Origin of the sequence: Planococcus chinensis (assembly GCF_042681545.1) — a bacterium.
GTDB lineage: Bacteria > Bacillota > Bacilli > Bacillales_A > Planococcaceae > Planococcus > Planococcus chinensis.
Map to the genome: position 1 here is coordinate 378,522 of NZ_JBHUFW010000002.1, position 23,285 is coordinate 401,806.

General features: G+C 52.6%; 22 protein-coding genes. 15 read left to right on the forward strand and 7 right to left on the reverse strand.

Annotation, left to right across the window (positions count from 1 at the left end; all coding sequences use genetic code 11):
- The first annotated feature begins 190 nt into the window (after positions 1-190).
- The 4 genes from adh to ACFSDB_RS01765 all read left to right on the forward strand — a co-directional run bounded on the left by adh (position 191) and on the right by ACFSDB_RS01765 (position 3,008).
- Positions 191-1,711 carry an aldehyde dehydrogenase gene (adh, locus tag ACFSDB_RS01750; RefSeq protein ID WP_204891693.1) on the forward strand — a complete coding sequence of 507 codons (1,521 nt, stop codon included), beginning with the start codon at positions 191-193 and terminating at the stop codon, positions 1,709-1,711.
- Positions 1,712-1,731: 20 nt separating this feature from the next.
- A complete protein-coding gene (locus ACFSDB_RS01755; RefSeq protein WP_204891362.1) occupies positions 1,732-2,094 on the forward strand; it encodes a DUF779 domain-containing protein in 363 nt (120 codons plus the stop codon).
- 136 nt (positions 2,095-2,230) lie between these two features.
- Positions 2,231-2,425 carry a hypothetical protein gene (locus ACFSDB_RS01760; RefSeq protein ID WP_377338915.1) on the forward strand — a complete coding sequence of 65 codons (195 nt, stop codon included), beginning with the start codon at positions 2,231-2,233 and terminating at the stop codon, positions 2,423-2,425.
- A complete protein-coding gene (locus ACFSDB_RS01765) occupies positions 2,418-3,008 on the forward strand; it encodes a Fic/DOC family protein (protein ID WP_204891360.1) in 591 nt (196 codons plus the stop codon). Before ACFSDB_RS01760 ends, ACFSDB_RS01765 begins: the two co-directional genes overlap by 8 nt.
- A gap of 32 nt (positions 3,009-3,040) precedes the next feature.
- Here ACFSDB_RS01765 and ACFSDB_RS01770 read toward each other — a convergent pair whose 3' ends face one another.
- Positions 3,041-3,859: an AAC(3) family N-acetyltransferase gene (locus ACFSDB_RS01770; protein WP_204891359.1), complete on the reverse strand. Its 819-nt coding sequence runs from the start codon at positions 3,857-3,859 to the stop codon at positions 3,041-3,043.
- 77 nt (positions 3,860-3,936) lie between these two features.
- On the opposite strand from ACFSDB_RS01770, the gene ACFSDB_RS01775 reads away from it, so the two are divergent.
- Positions 3,937-4,410: an acyl-CoA thioesterase gene (locus ACFSDB_RS01775; RefSeq protein ID WP_204891358.1), complete on the forward strand. Its 474-nt coding sequence runs from the start codon at positions 3,937-3,939 to the stop codon at positions 4,408-4,410.
- Between the two features lie 33 nt (positions 4,411-4,443).
- On the opposite strand, the gene ACFSDB_RS01780 is transcribed toward ACFSDB_RS01775, so the two are convergent.
- The 4 genes from ACFSDB_RS01780 to ACFSDB_RS01795 all read right to left on the reverse strand — a co-directional run bounded on the left by ACFSDB_RS01780 (position 4,444) and on the right by ACFSDB_RS01795 (position 7,787).
- A complete protein-coding gene (locus ACFSDB_RS01780; protein ID WP_204891357.1) occupies positions 4,444-4,953 on the reverse strand; it encodes a DUF421 domain-containing protein in 510 nt (169 codons plus the stop codon).
- A gap of 324 nt (positions 4,954-5,277) precedes the next feature.
- A complete protein-coding gene (locus ACFSDB_RS01785) occupies positions 5,278-6,297 on the reverse strand; it encodes an SEC-C metal-binding domain-containing protein (RefSeq protein WP_204891356.1) in 1,020 nt (339 codons plus the stop codon).
- A gap of 50 nt (positions 6,298-6,347) precedes the next feature.
- A complete protein-coding gene (locus ACFSDB_RS01790; protein ID WP_204891355.1) occupies positions 6,348-6,872 on the reverse strand; it encodes a GNAT family N-acetyltransferase in 525 nt (174 codons plus the stop codon).
- A gap of 12 nt (positions 6,873-6,884) precedes the next feature.
- A complete protein-coding gene (locus tag ACFSDB_RS01795) occupies positions 6,885-7,787 on the reverse strand; it encodes an acetamidase/formamidase family protein (protein ID WP_204891354.1) in 903 nt (300 codons plus the stop codon).
- A 129-nt stretch (positions 7,788-7,916) separates the two neighbouring features.
- Here ACFSDB_RS01795 and lepB point away from each other — a divergent pair, with 129 nt between their 5' ends.
- From lepB to ACFSDB_RS01835, 8 genes are all read left to right on the forward strand, one after another.
- Positions 7,917-8,450, forward strand: coding sequence for a signal peptidase I (gene lepB, locus ACFSDB_RS01800; RefSeq protein ID WP_204891353.1), 534 nt, complete (start codon positions 7,917-7,919; stop codon positions 8,448-8,450).
- 21 nt (positions 8,451-8,471) lie between these two features.
- A complete protein-coding gene (locus tag ACFSDB_RS01805; RefSeq protein ID WP_204891352.1) occupies positions 8,472-9,893 on the forward strand; it encodes a helix-turn-helix transcriptional regulator in 1,422 nt (473 codons plus the stop codon).
- A gap of 170 nt (positions 9,894-10,063) precedes the next feature.
- Positions 10,064-11,746 (forward strand): urocanate hydratase, encoded by a 1,683-nt coding sequence (hutU, locus tag ACFSDB_RS01810; protein WP_204891351.1) that lies wholly within the window; start codon positions 10,064-10,066, stop codon positions 11,744-11,746.
- Positions 11,739-12,986 (forward strand): imidazolonepropionase, encoded by a 1,248-nt coding sequence (gene hutI, locus ACFSDB_RS01815; protein ID WP_204891350.1) that lies wholly within the window; start codon positions 11,739-11,741, stop codon positions 12,984-12,986. The genes hutU and hutI overlap by 8 nt, the downstream gene beginning before the upstream one ends.
- On the forward strand, positions 12,983-13,915 hold the full coding sequence (locus ACFSDB_RS01820) for an agmatinase family protein (RefSeq protein ID WP_204891349.1): 933 nt from the start codon (positions 12,983-12,985) through the stop codon (positions 13,913-13,915). Before hutI ends, ACFSDB_RS01820 begins: the two co-directional genes overlap by 4 nt.
- A 29-nt stretch (positions 13,916-13,944) precedes the next feature.
- Positions 13,945-15,276 (forward strand): YjiH family protein, encoded by a 1,332-nt coding sequence (locus ACFSDB_RS01825; RefSeq protein WP_204891348.1) that lies wholly within the window; start codon positions 13,945-13,947, stop codon positions 15,274-15,276.
- A gap of 140 nt (positions 15,277-15,416) precedes the next feature.
- Positions 15,417-16,931 (forward strand): histidine ammonia-lyase, encoded by a 1,515-nt coding sequence (gene hutH / locus ACFSDB_RS01830; RefSeq protein WP_204891347.1) that lies wholly within the window; start codon positions 15,417-15,419, stop codon positions 16,929-16,931.
- A gap of 416 nt (positions 16,932-17,347) precedes the next feature.
- Complete coding sequence (locus ACFSDB_RS01835; RefSeq protein ID WP_204891346.1) at positions 17,348-19,699, forward strand: fibronectin type III domain-containing protein; 2,352 nt, start codon at positions 17,348-17,350, stop codon at positions 19,697-19,699.
- Positions 19,700-19,733: 34 nt separating this feature from the next.
- On the opposite strand, the gene ACFSDB_RS01840 is transcribed toward ACFSDB_RS01835, so the two are convergent.
- Positions 19,734-20,903, reverse strand: coding sequence for a pyridoxal phosphate-dependent aminotransferase (locus tag ACFSDB_RS01840; RefSeq protein WP_204891345.1), 1,170 nt, complete (start codon positions 20,901-20,903; stop codon positions 19,734-19,736).
- An 88-nt stretch (positions 20,904-20,991) separates the two neighbouring features.
- On the opposite strand from ACFSDB_RS01840, the gene ACFSDB_RS01845 reads away from it, so the two are divergent.
- Positions 20,992-21,786: a carbon-nitrogen family hydrolase gene (locus ACFSDB_RS01845; protein WP_204891344.1), complete on the forward strand. Its 795-nt coding sequence runs from the start codon at positions 20,992-20,994 to the stop codon at positions 21,784-21,786.
- 41 nt (positions 21,787-21,827) lie between these two features.
- On the opposite strand, the gene ACFSDB_RS01850 is transcribed toward ACFSDB_RS01845, so the two are convergent.
- Positions 21,828-22,391 (reverse strand): GNAT family N-acetyltransferase, encoded by a 564-nt coding sequence (locus ACFSDB_RS01850; protein WP_204891343.1) that lies wholly within the window; start codon positions 22,389-22,391, stop codon positions 21,828-21,830.
- Positions 22,392-22,514: 123 nt separating this feature from the next.
- On the opposite strand from ACFSDB_RS01850, the gene ACFSDB_RS01855 reads away from it, so the two are divergent.
- Complete coding sequence (locus tag ACFSDB_RS01855) at positions 22,515-22,964, forward strand: OsmC family protein (protein WP_204891342.1); 450 nt, start codon at positions 22,515-22,517, stop codon at positions 22,962-22,964.
- The last annotated feature ends 321 nt before the right edge of the window (positions 22,965-23,285 follow it).

Here is a 23,285-nt window from a genome sequence, read left to right on the forward strand (position 1 = left end):
CTTTTATTATACCCTTGGCGCCCGCCAAACAAAACGGAGGAGGCTATTCTTAATAGGGGGTTGCAATTTTCTAACTTTTTTGACAATATAGAAGGTAAGCCGTTTCTTCGCATGTGCTGAAATGCCGGATTTCCTGTAAGCGCATACAAAGAAGCGAACTATACAAATAAAGGGAGGAAACAGAATGGTAATGGAATACGCAATGCCGAATACGCAAGGAGCTAAACACTCGTTTAAGGAACGCTATGAAAACTATATAAATGGGGAGTGGCGTGCTCCGGCAAAAGGCCAGTATTTTGATAACGTTTCCCCGGTAAACGGCAAGAAATTCACGGAAGTCGCGCGTTCTACAGCTGAGGACGTGGAAGCGGCACTGGATGCGGCTCACGCGGCAAAAGATGCATGGGGCAAAACTTCCGTAACGGAACGGGCGAATATCCTTTTGAAAATCGCTGACCGGATGGAAGAGAACCTGGAAATGCTGGCAGTCGCCGAAACATGGGACAACGGAAAAGCTGTCCGTGAAACGCTGAATGCCGACATTCCATTGGCGATCGACCATTACCGCTATTTTGCAGGAGTCATCCGTGCACAGGAAGGGTCGCTCAGCCAGATTGACGAAAATACAGTTGCTTACCATTTCCATGAGCCGCTTGGCGTTGTAGCGCAGATCATCCCTTGGAACTTCCCGCTGTTGATGGCAACTTGGAAATTGGCGCCTGCCTTAGCTGCAGGAAACTGTGTGGTATTGAAACCGGCTGAACAGACACCAGCGAGCATCATGGTTTGGGCGGAACTGGTCGGCGACCTTCTTCCGCCAGGCGTTTTGAATATCGTCAATGGCTTCGGACTGGAAGCAGGAAAACCGCTTGCTTCGAGCCCGCGCGTGAGCAAAGTGGCATTCACCGGCGAAACGACAACCGGCCGGATGATCATGCAGTACGCATCGCAAAACCTGATTCCGGTGACGTTGGAGCTGGGCGGCAAATCGCCGAACATCTTCTTCAAGGACGTCATGGACCAAGACGATGCTTTCCTTGATAAAGCGATCGAAGGGTTTGTCATGTTTGCGCTGAACCAAGGCGAAGTATGTACGTGCCCATCCCGCGTATTGATCCAGGAAGACATTTACGAAGAGTTCATGGCCCGCGCCTTGAAACGCGTTGAAGCGATCAAAATCGGAAATCCGCTGGATCCGGAAACGATGATGGGGGCTCAAGCTTCCAAGGAACAGATGGAGAAGATCATGTCCTACTTGGATATCGGCAAGCAGGAAGGCGCTGAAGTTCTTGCAGGCGGCGACCGAAATACATTGGAAGGCGACCTGGCTGAAGGCTTCTATATCAAACCGACCGTCTTCAAAGGAAACAATAAAATGCGCATTTTCCAGGAAGAAATCTTCGGTCCGGTCGTTTCCGTGACCACTTTCAAGACGAAAGAAGAAGCAATGGAACTTGCGAATGATACGCTATACGGTCTTGGAGCGGGCATCTGGACACGCGATACGCATACGGCTTACCGTTTCGGCCGCGGCATCCAAGCAGGACGCGTCTGGACAAACTGCTACCACCAGTATCCTGCGCACGCAGCATTCGGCGGCTACAAAATGTCCGGTTTCGGCCGTGAAAACCACAAAATGATGCTCAGCCATTACCAGAACACGAAAAACATGCTCGTCAGCTACAGCGAAGACAAGCAAGGGTTCTTTTGATTAGAAAGAAGGGATAGACTATGGTCGAACGTGTAATTGCGACAGACGAAGCGCTCCAATTGATCGAGCTCCTGAAAAGCAAGCACGGGCCGGTCATGTTCCATCAGTCCGGAGGCTGCTGCGACGGCAGCTCCCCCATGTGCTATCCGGTCGGCGATTTGTTTTTAGGCGACCAGGATGTGCTGCTCGGCGTCATCGGCGGCAGTGAATTCTATATGCACAAGAATCAATTCGACTATTGGAGCCATACGCAGCTGATCATTGACGTAGTGGAAGGGCGGGGCGGCATGTTTTCGCTCGAAGGCGTCGAAGGCAAGCGGTTTTTGACCCGTTCCCGGCCGTTTACGGCAGAGGAGACGAAAGAATTGCAACAGCAGGCATAACAAAACCGGGTGCTTCAGGCACCCGGTTTTGTTATGCCGAAAAATCGCCTCGAGCGGCTGAAAACCCTTTCAGAATCAGGGTTCAGAATGGATTTTAGGGCCCGGAAATGCTACAATAAAGGAATGAAAGGTGGTCATGATCTTGACGAAATTAGTTAACCGTGTTTCCCATGAACAAGCCAACCACGCGATTTCTTATGCATCCCACTCTCTAGTTACGGAAGGGTTTGATGTAACCAATGAGGATGAGAATTTTGTTCGGTCGGTCTTGACTGGTGAACGGACGGAAGCTCAATTCCACCGGGCCATTAAAACGAAGTTCGATGTCTAAATACCAGCATACATCGATGTATTGCTACCCTGACACGGATATCCTCATCAATCTTTTTGATTTGAAGGACGAAGAGAAGCTGAAAGAACTGGAGAAGGTCTATACGCTGTTCCGTCTGTCGGAATTGCGGATCCGCCCGCCGAAAGACCCGCTTGATATGGAGGCTTTCCTGGAAATCCATCGGTATATTTTGCAGGATGTCTACCCATTCGCCGGTGAACTGCGGAAAGAAATGATTTCAAAAGGTTCTTCTTCTTTCGCCCATCCGAAATTCATCGATGTAGAAATGCGCAAAATCTTTGCCGGGCTGGCAGAGGAAAATTACTTGAAAGGGCTGCCGCGGGAGAAGCTGATCTCCCGTCTGGCCCATTACCTGGCAGAATTGAATGCCCTTCATCCGTTCCGTGAAGGGAACGGACGCACTGTACGGGAATTCGCCCGGCAGTTGGCATTGAATGCAGGATACCGGCTGGAGTGGGAAAAGATCGCCGCTCCGGCTGAAATCATCAATGCGTTTGTGGATTCTTTCAACACGAATAACGAACGGCTTGAAAATCTTTTGGATGAAGTCATTGCAGCGTAAAGCCTGCCAGCGAAATTCGCGGGCAGGCTTTATTATTGTCCCTCTTCTATTGGAGCCGGATTGGCTTTCAGCCACTCAATGCCGAATTCGACCAACGGACGCATCCTTACAAGTTTCACTTCCGCCTGCCCGAGCATGCCGGTTTGGATATCGCCCGGATATGCTTTGGCCAGCTCTGGAAAGCGTTCGGAATCCATATCCACGCAGGCGAATTCCACCCACTGCCGCTTGCCGTCTTTCATGACTGCCGCGCCTTGTGGAGACGTTGTCCGGTTTTCCTGGACGAACTCTGCGTAATGCAGCGCCGTACACGAATCAAAACCGGTCCCGATCAGCAGGATCTTGACTTCGCTGTCCATCATTTTTCCGAGAGGCGAGCCGGGGCCGAAGGAATTTTCAATCGGCTGTTCGCTCATCCATTCCGCCGCCTGCTTGCCCCAAGCGATGAACGAATGGGAAGGGTGCGGGCTGCGGATTGTTCCCGGGTGGCGATGGAAGGTTTCCGGGATCTTCCCCATGCCGCGCATCGGCGTCAGGTGAGGGTCAAAAGCCGGCAATCCTTCGCGGAGCGGCTGATGCCAGTTTTCAGGGATGGGCGGGTTCATCCAATTAGAAGGGTCTGAGTTGTCCGTAGACTGTGCGGGCATGACCAATGTCCCATCAGCGGTCAGGGTCTCCATTAACGCTTCTACGACAGCCTGAGGGCCGCCAGCGATCCATCCCATCGATTTCAGCGAGGAATGGACGACAAGTGCGTCTCCTGCCTGAATGCCAAGGGCAGCTAATTGTTCTTTTAATGTTTCTTTGGATTGGAATTCAGGTGTGTTCAAGATTCTCAATAATTCTGTCATAACGATTCCTCCTTATTTTTAATATATCATAGAGGAGAATAGACAGTATAAGTTCCAGAAGAAATGGAGTGTTGAAAATGGAAGCAAGGCCTATGAAAGAATCCCGCACCATCCAGACTAAACTCGTATTGCCGCCTGATACCAATCACATGGATTCGATTTTCGGCGGGAAAGTGCTTGCCTATATCGATGAGATCGCCGGAATTTCTGCGATGAAGCACTCGCGCTGCCAGGTCGTGACAGCGTCGATCGATTCGGTCGATTTTCTGTCGTCAGCCCATGTTGGCGATGTGCTTGAATTGGAAGCGAATGTCACATCGACCGGGCGCACATCGATGGAAGTCTATGTCCGCGTCAAATCGCAGAATCTCCAGACCGGCGAAGAACGGCTGACGACCGAGTCATTCCTGACCATGGTGGCGATGGGGGAAGACGGCAAGCCGGTGGCAGTGCCGAAAGTCATTCCGGAGTCAGAAGGGGAAAAGCTTTTCCACGAAACGGCGCCTGCACGCCGGGAACACCGGAAAATGCGTGTGAAAACGCCGAGATAAAGCAAAAAAGTTCCGGGACATTCCGGAACTTTTTTATATTTTCCTATCCGATTTTACATTTGCCAACGCATCGCCCGTTTGTCCGCTGATAATGGATAAGCTTCCGTCGGTTTCGAGAACGACGGCTTTTACGCCCTCCATGTCGCCGGTCCCTTGGTTGCGGACGGCCTGCAATATTTCGGCTTTGTTGATCCGCTCCTTTTTCATCGCCCCTTCAAGAAATGAACCATCCAGATAAAGCAATTGCGGTTCGGATTTGATGAATTTGCTGAAGCCGTTCCAGCGGACGGCCATGAAAGTGATGGCAAACTGCATCAAAATCAGCAAAGCGAATGCTGTCAATCCTTCCAGCAGGCTGACATCCTTGCTGAGAAGAATGGTAGCGAGCGTAGAACCGAGCGCCACCGTGACCACCAAGTCAAAAGCGTTCAATTTGGTCAGCGTCCGTTTTCCGGACGCGCGCAAAAAAACCACTAACCCAATGTAAGCAAGTATGCCCACAGAAATGATACGGATAAAGCTGTCTAGCGTGATCGAGAACATACTACCTCCCCTTTCAATAGAAAAGCATCCAGCCGCCGCACTTATCAACATGTGGATAAGCCCGATTTGCGTCCGGATTTCCGGAAAACCTGCCTGTTATCCCCCGGTAAAGGAGGATATCCCCCATATTTTGTGCATAAAGGAAGTTATCCACGGAAAAAGGGAACCCAGCAGTTTTTCTAATTCCTTTATTCCTTACTTTCCCGGCGAAATCGGCAGCAAACGAAAATGCGGCAGTTTCCGTTCGATAGTTCAATCATTTCCGGCAAACCGGCTGAAAGGCGGAAATAAAAAAGGCAGCCGGAAGCTGCCCTTTTTGATAGATTAATTTTTCGCCAAAAGCTCTTCGAAATAAGAACCGAATTCTTTTGAACGTTTTAGGATCGTGCTTGAGGAAACGCCGAATTTTTCGCTCAGATCTTTTGGAGCGAGCATCGGCCCTTTGATCAATTCGTGATCCTGAAGGAATCTCCAGTAGCCGGCAACGAGCGCTTCCGGTTTTTGGACCGACGGCTGCTGGCTTACCAGGTAGCTGTTCAGGATGCTGGTCACGTTATCAACAGTTTCCGCATCAAAATCAGCTTTGTCGACATGCTTGGCGAGTTCCGCCATTACAGATTCGTGTTCAGGCGAAAGCTCAATGCTTTCGTCGACTGTACCCGTCGAATACTTCACGATCATTTCCACGACTGCCAAGTAATTGTCACGCAGGTAAGCGGCGCCATCAGCCGTGTTCGCTTCGGCCATCTTCGCTTTCACTGCTTCGAAAAGCGGGTCGAAGTCGCCGACGACTGTCAAGTAGCCGTTCAGGAACAACGCGCCGTCTTTTCCGATGCGGGAATCCGGCAGAAGGATCGCCAGGAGGCCTTGGCCGTCCTGCATATCCGTCGGCGGCTGGTCCGTCATCTGGATGGTTTCACCGGTAAAGGCATCCTTGAACTGCGCAGACGCTTCGTTTCCTTCAACGTATTGCCCAAGGAACACTTTGGCGTCTTTCCAGTTTTCAAGCACTTCTTTAGTGGACGGGCGCTGGGCGATCTCCACTTGTTTTGTCAGGAAAGCTTCCCAAAGTTCAGGCTTTTGCATGAATAGGAAGTTCTCAATCACAAAAGCCTGTGCGTCGTTTTCCGCCATGGATTGCATCAAGCGCGGCTGCCATTCCTGCTGAAGTTCGCGGAAAGCTGGCAGTTGTTCCTGATTCGGGTTTTCCGAGAAGAATTGCTGGCGAACTTTGAACAATTCTTCGTTCACCAAGTCATTGATGGAAACCGTCTGCTGTTTTCCGTGGCATTTCTTGTATTTTTTTCCGCTGCCGCATGGGCAAGGGTCATTTCTTCCAACCATTCTAATCACCTACAGTTTTTCATTGAGTGTAACATAAAATGGCGCTGCGCTCAAAAGTCCGATGATTCAGACGCCAATTTGCCGTATAAATACATGTCATGGCGCTTGCCGTCGCGCTGCAGAAATTCGCGGAACACGCCTTCTTTTTGGAAGCCCAGCTTTTCGTACATGGCCATTGCGGGCGCGTTGTACCCGAAGACTGTCAGTTGGAGGCGGTGAAGATTGAGTTCGTTCCAGGCGTAATGCATCAGCAAGCGCATCGCCTCCGTCCCGCATCCGCTGCCTTGATAATCCTCCCCGAGCGCAATGGAGAGCCAGCCAATCCGGTGGGGCCATTCGATGTCTTCGATGGCACAGACGCCCATGAAGTTTTCGTTGTCAACCGGGCGGATGGCGAAGCGGTAATCCTTGTCCGAACTTTCCTGGAACCATTCCGTTGCCTGTTTTTCGGAAACTTCACGGATCGGGCTGGAATTGTAGTTGCGCCCGAAAGCGGCTTCGCTGTTCCACGTCCTGTAGATGGGCAAATCTTCTGCCCGCATTGCGGTCAAACGGATTTTTTCTCCTTTGAACATAATCTGGCCCCTTTATGCAAACAATTTAATCCCCAATGAATCCAGTATGTGCTGCGGCACGAAGAAGCGGGCAGTCACAAGCGGATCGACCACTTGGCTGATCTGTGCTTCGCCGGCTGCGCTCATCAGCATCGTCATTTCGCTGACACTCATATCGGTATGCGGCAGCAGTAGGTCGATTGTTTCTTCCACCGCAATTTTGATCGCTTCATCGAGCGTCATTGCGGAAACAAGCAGCGCAAACCCGTCTTCGTTCTGGAGGATCGGGTATTTGGAATGCGTTCCTTTGATGACATCGAACGTCACGGTGGCGCGCCCGGGCACTTCGATGCCGGAGACGCTCACTTCGCCGTCGCCCATGGCCGCATGAAAATCGCCCAGTGCGAACAGCGCGCCTTCAGCGAACACGGGGAAGTAGAGTGTCGCGCCTTTGGTGATAAGCTTCGTGTCCATATTGCCGCCGTGCGCCCCAGGCGTCCCGCAGGATACTGGAGCGCCTTCCGGGGCGACGCCGATGACGCCGATCATCGTATTCAGCGGCAATTCCAATTGTTCATTGAATACAGCTTTCCCGTCTTTGATCGGAACGATCTTCGATTCCATCGCTTCCATGCGGTGGCCCATGACTCCGAGCCCGGGGCCGGTCACCATGACGCCTTGGCTGCCGATTTCAAGATCGTCGATCGTCACTTTAAGAAGATCGCCGATTTCCGCCCCTTCGATGAAGATTGGGCCGGTGGCCGGGTTGATTTCATTCCAGTCGATCGCCGATACTTCCTGCTCTTCGGATTGGATCTGGTTCTGGAAGCAGTCATAGGTGTCGATAGCCACCGTATCGCCCGGTTTGGCGCGCATGACCGGCTCATTCATGGACGAAAAGCTGTAGATGACTTTATTCGTAGATAAGGTTTTCATGGTATTGTCCTCCTATTTTTAATATTTACACAATTGTATCAATCCGGAATGCGAATAGCAAAACCGAATGTGCAACTGCCGGAGGGCTGTAGTAAGATGAAAATACACTATTGAAACAGGGGGAAGGGCATGAACGAACAAGCCATAAGAGAGCTGGTTGCCTGGATGAAGATCATCCTGCTGACTGCGTTGATCATCCTGGTTTTCCGCCAGTTCCTGTTCGAACCGGTGTCGGTGCATGGCCGGTCCATGATGCCGACGTTCGAGGAGGACGATAAAGTGCTGCTGGTGAAAATCAGTCCGATCGAAAATTTCGACCTCATTGTTTTTAAGGCGCCGGAAGGCAAGAATTTCATCAAGCGGGTGATCGGGATTCCCGGAGACCGGCTGAAGATGGAAGAAGATCAGCTGTATTTGAACGGCAGGAAAATGGAAGAACCTTATCTGAAGGAAAACCGGGAGTGGGCAAAAGAACAAGGCTATCCGCAGCTGACAACCGAGTTCGGGGAATTCACGGTTCCCACCGGCTATTATTTTGTCCTCGGCGACAACCGGCTGAACAGTGTGGACTCCCGGACCATCGGCTTTATCCAGCGGGATGCGGTGCTTGGCGAAGTGAAGTACCGCATCTCGCCGCTCCGCCATTTCGGGCGGGTGGAATAACTTAGGAAAGCAGGTGAAAGCGTGGAGATTGCCATTCTGTCCCGGAACGCCCTCGAGGCCCAGGGGCTCCAATGGGTCATTGAATCGCATTTGAACGGGGTGCAGGTCGCCTTTACGGAAAAAGAAAGAGCGGCAGACTGCCTGATCGTCGATATGGAGTTGTGGACCCCTGAACTGGAACGGTGGCTCTCAGCGTCCAACCAGACCTGGATCGGGCTTTCCTCCGACCGCACTTTCTTGACGGCATACCGTGCCCTGCAGGGGAAAGCGGAAGACCTGCTGTTCCGGCCGTTTGATCCGATGGTGTTTATCAAACTGGTCCAGCAGATCCGGTTCCGGCTGCGCAATTCACCGGCGGAAGCCGGATTGAATATCCGCCATGCACTCGCCTATGAGGATTTTTTCAACCGCGCCGAGCCGCTTGGCGGCATCACGATGGCGGCACTGGTGGCGGCGGACAAGGAAGTTTACCCTGCGCTTTCCGAAGTGCTGCGGGGGTATCCGTTCAATGAGCCGGTGGAAGTCTTCAATTTTTCCGATTTTGTGCTGATCGTCTACCGGTCGGAAGATGAGGAGGCATGCATAGAGGAGTGCCGGAAGTTCTATGCTGCATGGAACGGGCAGAGCGAAGAACCCTTGTCGATTTTCGTCAATGCAAACCAGGACGAGCCGGTAAAAGCCTATTACCAGACGACGCGGCAGATGACTTCGCTGATTTTCTACGAAGGCTATGACATCATCGTTCTGGAGCACGGGATGCTCCGGTGGACGGAACTCGATCCGTTCCTGACGCCGCTGGAGCAGCGGATTTGGATAGAGATGCTCGAAACCCGGGACGCCCAGGCGATGCGGAAGTGGATGGAAGAGGAATTTCTCCATTACGAGCGCCCGTATCCGGATCCTGAGATGGTCCGGATCCGGCTGACAAGTGTGCTGGCCCAGGCCAGGCGTTACATGAAAGCGGTCGGATTGAAAGACGCCCGCTGGGAGAAGCGCTATCACGAAGTGTTCGAAGTCATCGTCAGAGGGCCGGTCGTCTACGGCATTGTCGATGAAACCGCCGGCTTTATCGCTGAATTGGCAATGGCGGAAAAGGAAGAGCCGGGCAAGGGGCCAGGGGTGGAAAAAGCGCTGGAATTGATCGAGGCGCATTACTGGGACCCGTCCTGGAGTTTGGCAGCGTGTGCGGAAACACTGCATATGGGCAAGAGTACATTGAGCCGGAAGTTCCAGCAGAAGACCGGCAAGAAATTCAGTGCCGCATTGACGGAGCGGCGGCTGCAGGAAGCGAAGAAATTGCTGCAGGAAACGCGCCTGTCGCTTGAGGAAGTCGCCCGCCTATCGGGTTTCTCAAACGCCTCTTACTTCAGCGCCGTCTATAAAAAGTTCGAGTCGGCCACGCCGTCGCTTTTCCGAAAACAGCATACCCATTATGTCCGTTGAGAGTTTCTTGCAAAAGAAGCTCTTTTTTTATTATTTTAAAGCAATAAAACAACATTATGCAAAAATAAAGAATAAATAATGAAATAAATTATAAGAAATGTTCGAAATTATAAAAATATAGATTGAATAGTTTCTATAAACTGAAATTAAGAAAAAGGAGGAGAAGAAAAATGAAAACCCTTTCACAAGAAAAAGTTGTCCGCTACCGCGGAACTGAATTGAATACAAAAGGCTGGCAGCAGGAAGCGGCGCTCCGCATGCTGATGAACAACCTCGACCATGAAGTGGCGGAGCGCCCGGAAGACCTGGTCGTCTACGGCGGCATCGGCAAGGCGGCGCGGAACTGGGAAAGTTTTGATGCCATCGTCAAATCATTGAAGGAGCTGGAAAACGATGAAACGCTCATGGTGCAGTCCGGAAAACCGGTGGCGATTTTCAAAACCCATGAAAATGCTCCGCGGGTCCTGATTGCCAACTCCAACATCGTGCCGGCTTATGCCAATTGGGAGACGTTCCATGAACTCGATAAGAAAGGCTTGATGATGTACGGGCAGATGACGGCGGGCAGCTGGATTTATATCGGTTCGCAAGGCATCGTCCAAGGAACATACGAAACATTTGCGGAACTCGCGAAACAGCATTTCGGCGAATCGCTGAAAGGCACAATCACATTGACTGCCGGCCTCGGCGGCATGGGCGGGGCGCAGCCGCTTGCGGTGACGATGGCGGGCGGCGTCTGCATCGGCATCGAAGTGGACGAAACCCGGGTCGACCGGCGCATCGCGACGCGCTACACCGACGTGAAGACGGATTCGCTCGATGAAGCGATCCGCTTGGCGGAGGAAGCAAAAGCCGAGGGCAAAGCGCTGTCGATCGGCTTGCTCGGCAATGCCTCGGACATACTCCCTGAGATGCTTGAACGCGGGTTCACACCGGATGTGCTGACGGATCAGACGTCGGCGCACGATCCGTTGAACGGCTATATCCCGTCCGGCATGGCGTTGAATGAGGCAGCCGCGCTGCGGGAGTCGGACCCAAAAGAATACGTGAAGCGTTCCAAAGCATCGATGGCGAAGCATGTCCGCGCCATGCTCGAAATGATGGACCGGGGCGCTGTGACGTTCGATTATGGCAATAATATCCGCCAAGTGGCAAAAGATGAAGGCGTGGAAAATGCTTTTGATTTTCCGGGGTTCGTGCCTGCCTATATCCGTCCGCAGTTTTGTGAAGGAAAAGGGCCATTCCGCTGGGTGGCGCTATCCGGCGACCCGGAAGATATCCGCAAGACCGATGAAGTGATCCTGCGGGAATTCAGTGCCAACACGCATCTTTGCAATTGGATCAAAATGGCGCAGGAGAAAATCCAGTTCCAAGGGCTGCCTTCGCGGATCTGCTGGCTCGGTTACGGAGAGCGCGCGCGTTTCGGGAAGATCATCAATGACATGGTGGCAAGCGGCGAGCTGAGCGCGCCGATCGTCATCGGGCGGGATCATCTCGACTCAGGCTCTGTCGCATCTCCGAACCGGGAGACCGAATCGATGAAAGACGGCTCGGACGTCGTAGCGGACTGGCCGATTCTGAATGCGCTGGTGAATGCTGTCGGCGGCGCCACATGGATTTCCTTGCATCACGGGGGCGGCGTCGGAATGGGGTACTCGATACACTCTGGTATGGTCATAGTTGCGGACGGGACGAAGGATGCGGAAGCGCGGCTGGAGCGCGTGCTGACGACCGATCCGGGGATGGGCGTCGCCCGCCACGTGGATGCCGGATATGAACTTGCTGAAAAGACGGCACGCGAAAAAGGAATCCGCATCCCGATGATGAAAGGGGATGGCGGACACCATGGCTAAGCCGGTATGGATCAAACATGCATTGCTCGCGACATTGAAAGGCCAGGCGGGCCCGCGGTCGGGTGCCGCCATGAGCGAACTTGGCATCATTGAAGACGGCAGCCTTTGGCTGGAAGACGGCATCATCCAGGCTGTCGGGACGACCGATGACCTGGCACTCACCTATGGAGGGCGTTCCGGTGAAGCGGAAGTGGTCGATGCAGCAGGACGCTTGGTCACGCCCGGGCTAGTGGATCCGCATACCCACGTGGTATACGGAGGCAGCCGCGAAGGGGAGTTCGAGAAGCGGCTGCAAGGCGTTTCCTATATGGAAATCATGAATGCCGGCGGCGGAATCCATGCCACGATGCGCATGACCCGGGAAGCCTCGGAGGAAGAATTATACGACCAGAGCCGGAAGCGGCTGGATGCTTTCTTGGTGCACGGCGTCACGACAGTGGAAGGGAAAAGCGGATACGGCATGGACCTGGAAACGGAAATGAAACAGCTTGAAGTCATGAAGCGGTTGAATGCGGAACATCCGATTGACCTGGTGCCGACATTCATGGGCGCGCATGCGGTGCCGGCCGAGTATAAAGGCCGGGAAGATGAATACGTGGATCATCTAATAGAAAAAATGTTGCCGAAAGCGGCTGGACTTGCGGAATTCAATGATGTTTTCTGCGAACGGAATGTCTTTACACCTGAACAGTCGGAGCGCATTCTCGAAGCCGGCAAGCGCTATGGGCTGACGCCAAAAATCCATGCGGACGAGATCGTCTCCTACGGCGGAGCGGAACTTGCCGCAAAAGTGGGCGCCATTTCGGCAGAGCATTTATTGAAAGCCTCGGATGAGGGAATCGAAGCGATGGCGGCTGCGGGCACGATCGCCTGCCTGCTGCCGGCGACCGCGCTGTATTTGCGGGAAGAAGCGGCCGAAGGGCGGAAGATGATTGACAGGGGCGTCGCGGTTGCCGTATCGACTGACTGCAATCCGGGATCTTCACCGACCGTCTCGATGCCGCTTGTCATGAACCTGGCTTGCATTTCCATGCGCCTGACCCCGGCAGAAGCACTCGCCGCTGCGACCTATAACGCGGCGTGCGCGATCAACCGCCAGGATCGGGTTGGTTCACTTGAAACAGGCAAAGGGGCGGACGTTGTGCTGTGGGGCGTGCATAGCTATCAAGAATTGCAGTATCTGTTCGGCGTGAACCATGTTGAGTCTGTCTGGAAAAACGGGGAGCGGGTGGTTGGATGAGCTATTTGAAAAAACCTGAATGGATCTGGCAGCCGGAAGGTGAAGCGACCCATGTCCATCAATGGGTGAAGCAGGAAGGGCAAGCGGATGTTGTGTTGTTTGGCGCTCCATTGTCGCGCTCGTCGATTTCCGCTTCTGCCGCATCCGAATACCCGGATGCGTTCCGCAAGATGTGGAAAGGTTTTACGGTGTACAACCTGGACGAGCGGGTGGACCTCAGCAGAATTTCCGTGCGGGATGCCGGAAACGTCTCCATGCATACTACGGATATCCTGGAATCGCACCGGCGCATCGAATCGGCAGCCAGGGAGCTTGCAGGCGAGACCACGTGCATGATCGGCGGAGACCATTCAACGACCGCTTGCGCCGTCCGGGGCATCAAAGCTGCTTTCCCGGAAGAGACCATTGGCATCCTGCAGCTTGATACCCACCTCGATGTCCGGGATCCGGCTGAGCTCGGGCCGGCGAACGGCACACCGATCCGACAATTGATTGACGGAGAAACGGTGGAAGGCCGGAACATAGTAAACATCGGGCTGCACGGCTATTTCAATGCCAAGCCGCTCGTCGACTATGCGGATGCACACAGCATCCATATGGTGACGATGCGGGAAGCACGGAAGAGCGGTATGGCGGCAGCCATCGCGGAAGCTGCCCGGAAGCTTTCGCACGTTGACCGGATTTATGCCACCATCGACCTCGATGTCTTGGACATCAGCGCGGCGCCGGGTGTTCCTGCTTCAACGCCCGGCGGCATGAAAGCGGAAGAACTGTTTGAAGCTTTGCTGGAAATCGGCAAACTGCCGAATGTGAAGCATATCGATTTTGTCTGCCTGGATCCCGCAAAAGATAATCATGTGGCTGCCACAGTTAAAACAGGGGTGTATGCGTGGCTGCAATTTATGACAGGCTTCGCTCTACGGACATAAACTAATGGAATGGGGATGGGGATGGGGATATGGTGGTAAAAGGGGTTAAAGAATCAGATTTTGTGCCGGCTAAAAAGACGGCGGCCATGTGGAAGTTTTTCGTATACAGTTTCATCGGTGCATTCATGTTCTTTGTTCCAGTGACCATTGCAGGGAAAAGTTCCATCATGCTCGACCATATCGTCACTTATATCCGCACAAATGCCGGAGGCGCTGTTCCGTATTACGCGCTCGCGGTCATTGCAGCAGGCGCTCTTTACCCGTTCGTTGCCGGTACTTGGAGAAAATCCACAGTAGATCTGGTCTTCTCCATGTTCAAGGTGGTCGGCCTAGGCGTCGGCATCATGGTGATGTTCAACATAGGACCTGCCTGGCTCTTTGCGCCGGACATGGGGCCGTTCCTCTTTAATGCGCTTGTAGTGCCGGTCAGTCTGCTGGTCCCGATCGGAGCCGTCTTTTTGGCTCTGTTGGTCGGCTATGGCCTGTTGGAATTTATAGGGGTGCTGGTCCAGCCGATCATGCGGCCCTTGTTCAAGACGCCGGGGAGGTCCGCCATCGATGCGGCGGCCTCGTTCGTCGGAAGCTATTCGCTCGGCCTGCTGATCACCAACCGGGTTTATAAAGAAGGGAAATATTCAGCGAAGGAAGCCGCCATCATCGCGACCGGCTTTTCCACCGTCTCGGCAACGTTCATGGTCGTTGTCGCTTCGACACTCGGTTTGATGGATATGTGGAATACGTATTTCTGGGTCACGCTGGTGGTGACATTCCTCGTAACGATGGTAACGGTGCGCATCTGGCCGCTTTCGAAGATAAAAGACGATTACCACCCGGACGCGACGCCGCAGCCGGAAGGAAAAACCGACGGCAACAGATTTTCCAAGGCATGGAACGAAGCGAGAGAAACCGTTGCCGCTTCCCCGAAACTCGTCGATAATATTATCCAGAACTTGAAAGATGGCTTCCTGATGACGATGGCCATTTTGCCGACCATTCTTTCCATCGGCCTGCTGGGCCTTGTCTTGGCTGAATTCACACCGGTCTTTGACTGGCTCGGTTATCTGTTCTTCCCGTTCACCTGGGCTATGCAATTGCCGGAACCGATGCTGATTGCAAAAGCGAGTGCGCTGGGAATCGCGGAAATGTTCTTGCCTGCATTGCTTGTAGCTGAAGCAGCGATCATGGTGAAATTCGTTGTCGCAGTGGTCTCGGTATCTTCAATCATATTCTTTTCGGCGCTGGTGCCGTGCATCGTGGCGACAGATATTCCGCTTTCAATTCCTAAACTTGTGGTTATTTGGGTCGAACGCGTGATCTTGACCATTATATTTGTTACGCCGATTGCTTACCTCATCCTTTAGTGCGCTAATTCACTGCCGCTGTATCTTGTTAAAATTTGGTAATTAATCCTTGAGCTTTGTTTTCAGAAAATTTATACTGAGGATAATCGGAGATGCGGCAGCCTAAGCTACTGTATCTTTTTTGAAGGGCGGGAATTTGAATGATTACTTTAACAGGAAATGATTTGACGATTGAACAGCTCCGCAGAATCGTTTTTGAAAATGAACGGATCGAACTGGACAGGGAGTCGATGGAGAAGGTCCGCAAAAGCCGTGAAGCTGTCGAACGGATTGTGGCCGAAAACCGGACCGTCTACGGAATCAATACCGGATTCGGGAAGTTCAGCGACGTGGTCATCGCCGGAGAAGATTGCAACCCGCTTCAATTGCATCTGATCCGTTCGCATGCTTGTGGAATCGGAGCACCGTTTCCGGAGCCTGTATCGCGTGCGATGGTCGTACTGCGGCTGAATGCTTTGCTGAAAGGTTTTTCCGGCATCCGTCCGATTCTGGCTGAACGCCTGGCAATGATGGTCAATGAAGGGATCCATCCCGTGATTCCGCAGCAAGGCTCGCTCGGCGCATCCGGAGATTTGGCGCCGTTGTCCCATCTGGCTCTCGTGGCAATTGGAGAAGGGGAAATTTGGCGCAGCGGGGAACGTGTTCCGGCAGAAGGCGTTTGGAACCGATTTGGCTTGGCGCCGCTTGAACTGGAAGCGAAAGAAGGGCTTGCGCTGATCAACGGAACGCAGGCCATGACGGCCCAAGGGGCGCTCGCTTATATAGAAGCGGAGGCATTGGCATACCAGAGTGAATGGATAGCGGCAATGACATTCCAGGCGCTCTATGGCATCAAGGATGCATTCCATCCGGCTGTCCATGAAGCCCGGGGCTATAAAGAGCAGACAGCAGTGGCCGAACGAATGCGCTGGTGGCTTGAAGGCAGCCGGCTGGCAACTCGCCAAGGCGATGTCCGGGTCCAGGATGCCTACTCGCTCCGCTGCATTCCGCAGGTGCATGGCGCCACTTGGCAAGTGCTCAGCTATGTCAAAGAAAAACTGGAAATCGAGATGAATGCAGCTACGGACAATCCGCTGATTTTTGAGGATGGGGAAGTGGTGATTTCAGGCGGCAATTTCCACGGCCAGCCGATCGCTTTTGCTGCTGATTTCCTGAAAGTCGGCATGGCGGAACTTGCCAATATTTCAGAGCGCCGTATTGAACGGCTGGTGAACCCGGCATTGAATGAGGGGCTGCCTCCGTTTCTGAGCCCGCAGCCGGGGCTTCAGTCCGGTGCGATGATCCTCCAATACGCGGCGGCGAGCTTGGTTTCGGAGAATAAGACCTTGGCGCATCCAGCGTCGGTGGACTCGATTCCGTCTTCTGCGAATCAGGAAGACCATGTCAGCATGGGGACGATCGGCGCGCGGCATGCGCGAGATGTCATCGAAAACGCAAGAAGGGTGCTGGCAATTGAAGCATTCTGCGCCGCTCAGGCTGTTGAATACCGAGGGGCTGAAAAATTGTCCGGCCGGACTGCCGAACGGCTTCAGGCAATTCGGAACGTTGCCGGACCAATTGATGAAGACCGGATCTTCAATCCGGACATCGAACGGATTGCAGGCCTCCTTCTCGAAGAAGCCAAGCAAGGCAACCGGCAAACAGTTGCAACATAATCAGAAAGCCCGTGAATTTCCGGGCTTTATTTTTTTGGGGAATTTTAAGATGTATTTGAAAGATGGCAAAAAAAGAACTTTTTTCACATGTCCAGCGTCTTAATATGCAAATAGTCTAAGAAGAAGGTTCCTTTTTATCCAGAAAAGGTGTAGGATATAATAAAAATCAGAAATATCAAATAATAATGTTGAATATTGGCTGTTACAACCTTTATTACATTAATTGGATTAAAAATGTATTAAATTATCCATTTTTTTGTCTGCCTTATGCCTTGAAAGGATTAGTAGGATCCGCTTTCTGAAAGCCTTCGGTCATAGCTTCTCAATATCCTTTTTTTCCTTGATTAATTCGCGTGGTTTTTCCCTTTTCTGCACAGTACACCTTGGTGAAATCTCTTGGAATGGAGTGAAGATAAATGGTCAAAGCACCGATGAAATCCAGCATATTAAAATCTTGGATAAAGCCGGCGCTGCTGTTGGGTCTCGTCTTTTCTCTTGCCCAACCTTCGTATGCAGCTTCAGGTACAGCAGCGACTTCGCTCACTCTGGCTGAAGCGCCTGCCTATGCCCAGGCGGATATCCGCCTGGGACGCAAATTGCTGGGCTTCTCGGGCAGCTATCAGGAAGAGTTCGACCGGTTTTATCTGCTCCTCGACCGCAATGGGCCATCCGTCTTCCCGGAGCCGTCACGCTATTTGGCCAGCGCCCTGGCATTCGCACCGGGCAGCAATGAAAGTGAAATGAATTTTTCCTGGTACTCGCCGGCAACCGGCACCCCAGGCGTCATTGAATATGCTAAAGTGACCAATCAGTTCTCCAAAGAAGCAGAGCCGGTCCAGGCGAAAAAGGCCATTGCCAGACTGGCTCCCGCTTCAGATGGCTATTCGGCTAATGAAGCGGTGATTACAGGACTGGAGCCATCGGCTGAATATATTTACCGGTTCGGCGACGGTTCCGGAAAATGGACCGATACTTACCGGTTCCATACCCGGCCGCAGGATTCTTATAATTTCCTCCTCATGGGCGACCCGCAGATTGGCGCTTCCGGAGATTTGAATGCGGACATCGCCGGCTGGAATGACACACTGGAGAAAGCACTTGAGAAATTCCCTCATACAAGTTTTATCCAATCAGCGGGCGACCAGGTCGAGACCCGCTACCTCGAAGAAGAATACGATGCCTATTTTGCGCCGGAAGTGCTGCGTCAGATTCCGACTGCTACGACAGTGGGAAACCACGACAACACGATCCATTATGAATACCATTTCAACGTGCCGAACCAAAATCCGGAACTCGGGAACTACGACCAATCGGGCGGAAATTATTATTTCACTTACGGCGATGCGCTGTTCATCAACCTGAATTCGAATCAGACGGAGGCCGAGCAGCATATCCGCTTTATGGAAGAAACAGCTGCTGCCACCGCTGGCCAGGATTTCAAATGGAAATTCGTTGTCTTGCACCATTCCATCTACAGCGCAGCAGTGCATTCGAGGAGCGATCATGTGGTGGGCTTGCGGGAAGCACTGGTGCCGGTAATCGACCGGCTTGATATCGATGCTGTGCTGATGGGCCATGACCATTCCTATGTCCGGACCCATCAAATGCGGGAATTCGAACCGATTCAGAACTTGAAAGTGGAAGATGGAGCGGCAATCAATCCCGAAGGCACCGTTTACTTGACCGGGAATTCATCCAGCGGCAGCAAGTTCTACCAGATGTATGAAACGCCTGAACCTTATGCTGCCGTCCGTGAACAGCTCGAGCTGCCGACATTCATGAATGTCGACGTCACACCGTCGAGCCTGGAATTCACGACGTACCGGACGGATACGATGGAAGTCGTGGATACCTATAAACTCATCAAGGATGAGTCGATCCAAGTGGTATTCCCGGCGCTTGAAGATGCGGAACTCGCTTTGAGCAGCGACATACTCGCAACCGAGCCGACCGAGTTTTATCCGGAAGTGAAGCTGGACGTCAAAGGGACCAACGTGGAAGGCGGACCGTTCGATTTGTTCCAGGAAGATATCACTTTCAGGACCGCACCCGAAGGACAGATTCAAATTGCACCGACAGGGGTAGTCACTGCGGCGGAAAACGCTTCGCCAGGAGAAGTCGAAGTATGGGCGGAAGTCGAAGCGGACGGGAAATCCATCACGACCGGCCGGACAACCATTTCGCTTGTCGAGCATGCGGAAACCACGCTGCTGGAGCCGGGCGCTGAATGGACGTACCTCGATGATGGGTCGGAGCAAGATGAAGAGTGGAGGCAGCCGGACTTCGACGACAGCGATTGGGAGGCCGGCAACGCACCTCTTGGCTATCCGGAAGAGGAAGAGCATTCAGATTACGGGGCTATCCAGACGGAAATCGGCTACGGGGACGATGAATCCGATAAACATCCGGTTTCCTACTTCCGGACTTCATTCAACGTGGACGATCCGGATGCAATCGGCAACCTCGGACTGATCGACTTTGCGGCGGATGACGCAGCGGTCGTCTACTTGAACGGCGAGGAAATCGGCCGGTACAACTTGCCGGAAGGGGAGATCCCATCCGATTCCTACTTGCTCGATTTTGCTGGAGAGGACATTCCGGAAGAAAACAAAGACCAGCGCATCCGGCTTGATGAAGAAGCGCTCGGCCTTCTGGTCGAAGGCGAAAACGTCCTGGCCGTACAAGTGCACCAGGACAGTCCACAGAGCTCTGATGTCTTTTGGGAAATGCAATTCGTCACAAACCTGAAAACCGGTTCCGGCGAATGAAAAAAGGAGAGCCGTTGGGCTCTCCTTTTTATGGTTATTTTTGGAACAGATTCAGTTTCTCGATGCGCCGGACAGCTTCAGCAATCCGTTCTTCGTCCACCAACAGGCCGACGCGGATAAAGCCTTCGCCGCTTTCGCCGAATCCGCTTCCGGCCGCAACCGAAATATCCGCCTTTTCGAGCAGAAGGTCTGCGAATTCTACGCTGGTGAAGCCTTCGGGTACAGGAAGCCAGGCGAAGAACGAACCTTTCGGTGCGGTGATGTCCCAGCCGATCCGGGCACATTCCCGTGCCAGAACTCCCCGGCGCTTTTCGTAGGTCTCAACAAGGTCAGCGACGCATTGCTGGCTGCTTGTCAGCGCTTCAGCCGCCGCCAATTGAAGCGCAGGGGAAAGGCCGGCAAACAAATGGTCTTGGATAATATTCAATGCTTCGATCATTTTGGCGTTTCCAACAGCAAAACCGATTCGCCAGCCGGCCATATTATAGGTTTTCGAAAGGGTGTACATCTCGATTCCGATTTCTTTCGCTCCTGGCGACTGGAGGAAGCTTGGCGGTTTTACGCCGTCAAAGCCGACTGCCCCGTAGGCGAAATCATGCACAACCGCAATGCCGTGCTTTTTGGCAAATGCCACTGTTTCGTCGAAAAACTCCGGCGTTGCCACTGCGCCGGTCGGATTGTTCGGGTAGTTCAAATACATCAGTTTAGCGCGTTCGACGTCCGAAATGGGCAACTCCCCGTACACCGGCAAAAATCCGTCTTCTTCTTTCAGCGGCATGGTTGCGAATTGGGCTTCGGCAAGCGGTGCGCCGGACAAGTAATCCGGATAGCCGGGATCCGGCAGCAGCATAAGCTCTCCCGGATTCAAAAAAGCAAGCGGCAATTCGACAAGTCCGATTTTAGTGCCGGCAAGCACAGCAACTTCTGTAAAAGGATCGATATCGACATCGTATTCGCGCTTGTAAAATTCCGCAGCCGCTCGGTGAAGTTCCGGAATGCCGCGGAACGGCGAGTATTTATGGTTTTTCGGGTCCGCTACCGCTGCCTGCATCGCTTTGACGATGTGAGGAGGTGTCGGTTGGTCCGGATTCCCCTGGCCTAAATTGATGATGTCGCGGCCTTCGGATATGGCCTGGAAAGTCCTGGCAGCAAGTTTTGAGAAGAACTGCGGCGGCAATTGCTGCAGACGATTTGAAAATTCCATGTATAAGTCCCTCATTTTCTTAATAATTGCACATCTACTCCAAATCTTATAGAGTTTAGAGTAACTTGTCTACTGGAGGGAAGATCATATGAAAATTGCATGCGTACAGATGGATATCGCGTTTGGACAGCCGGATTTGAACTTTCAGCAGGCTGCCGGATACATGGAAGAAGCCGTGCGGAACGGGGCAGAGACGATTGTGCTGCCGGAGATGTGGAACACGGGATATGCCTTGACGGAACTGGAGGCCCTTGCCGACAGCACGAACCGGACTTTGGACTTTTTGGTGAGATTTGCAAAAGAACATAACGTGAATATTGTCGGCGGTTCGGTCTCGACTAAAAAGCAGGGCGGGTTTTACAACACGATGTATGTGGTCAATAATTCCGGAGAACTTGTCTCGGAATACGACAAAGCCCACCGCTTCGGGCTGATGGATGAACATATCCATCTGGAAGAAGGAAGCGGACTGGGGACATTCGAATTGGACGGCACGGTTTGCGGCGGTGTTATCTGCTACGATATCCGCTTTCCGGAGTGGATCCGCGCCCAGGCGCTCAATGGCGCAAAAGTCGTCTTTGTGCCGGCTGAATGGCCGGAAGCACGGATTGACCACTGGCGCATCCTGCTCCAGGCGCGCGCCATCGAGAACCAGTGCTTTATCGTCGCAGTTAACCGGGTCGGAAGCGACCCGAAAAACGAATTCGGGGGCAGTTCCATGGTCATCGCACCTTGGGGGGAAATCCGCCTCGACATGCAAAAACAGGAAGGCATCGGCTATGCAGATATCGACTTGTCCGAGGTGGAGGAAGTGCGGAAGCGCATTCCGGTTTTTGCCGACCGGCGCGACCCGCTGTACGATAGCTTCAAGAAAATTGATTAAATCCGAAAAAACCGCCCTGATCCGAAAATCAGGGCGGTTTTTTAGTGGACGGTTTTCACCATGTGATGGAACGGCTCTCCGATGATCGTCCAGGGACCGGCAATTGTGTAGCCGAGCCGGTGGTAAAGCCGGATGGCCCCATCTTTTCCTGTATCGACATTCAGCGCAAGCTTGCCGCCTCCGTTTTTGGAGACCAGCTCTTCTGCATGGCGGAACAATGCGGAACCGATGCCTTTCCCCTGGAATCCGGGATCCACAGAAACCGTGTCGATATACCACTCGTCGAGATGGGCTTCCGGTTCGATGGTCCGGTCGTGCCCTTGTTTCTTCAATTCATCGTAAAGATAGCGGTCGAGCGCTTCGGCTTCGCTGCCGTGGTAAAGCACCAAGAGGCCCGCGACAGAACCATCCGCTTCTGCCACATAAGTGTAGCGGTGGCTGTGCCGAGTCTTTTGGCCGCGGACCATCGCTTCCACTTTCCCGAGGACAGCCGGGGGCTCCTCTTCGGCGGTCATATGGTTTGCGATGCTGCCGATGGCATTGACGATGAGCGGTGCAGCAGCTTCGGCGTCGCTTGGCATCGCCTGCCGGATCCTAAGATTCATCTTCATCCACTCCTTTTGCTTGCTTAAATACGGAACTCCCTGAAATAATGAAGGAAGGACCGGAAAGCGGAACTTCCATTTGGATTCACAACTAATACGTTACCATTAAAGGAGAGTAGCTGCATGGCTTTGCATAGTTTTCATTTAAAGGCGGATTGGCCGGGTCTCCGCAATGACGTCGGCGATATAGAGGCAGGCAATTTGAAGACCCGGATTTCCATCCCGCCTGAGATGGATGGCCCGGGCATCGGGACGAACCCGGACGAAATGCTGCTCGGTGCGGCCGCGACCTGCTACATCATTACGCTTGCCGCGATGATGGAGCGCAGCAAATTGGAAAAGGAATCATTGACGATGGAGTCGGAAGGCATTGTGGAAGTTATCAAGGGTGTCATCACGTATAAAAAAATCATTCACCGGCCGCTGGTGGTCCTAAAAGCAGATGCATCTGAAAAAGATGTCTCGCTTGCACATAAACTTGCTGAAAAAGCGGAGTCTTCGTGCATGATCAGCCGTGCTATTAAAGGAAATGTCGAAATTGAATTGCAGGCAGAAATCGTGCCTGCTGGATAACTGAATCTGAAAGTCCTGCTTCCTTATATTGAAGCAGGGCTTTTTTCTATTTTAATGGGCAATGCCAAAAACAAAGGCTATTCACTTTAGGCACATTAGCATTAGGATACTGAATATTATGAAACTTAAATACTGTTTTTACTTTTATGGAAGGATTTTACGATTTCAAAAATGAATATCCTTTGGAACACGAAATTATTAAAGGAGGGCTTTTTCGAGAAACTCAACATCATTAAAGAGTAAAGAGATTACACAAAACCAAAAGGAGTGTTGGATGAATGAAAATGGAATCTGCAAAGCGGGGAAATGGAAAACAAAACG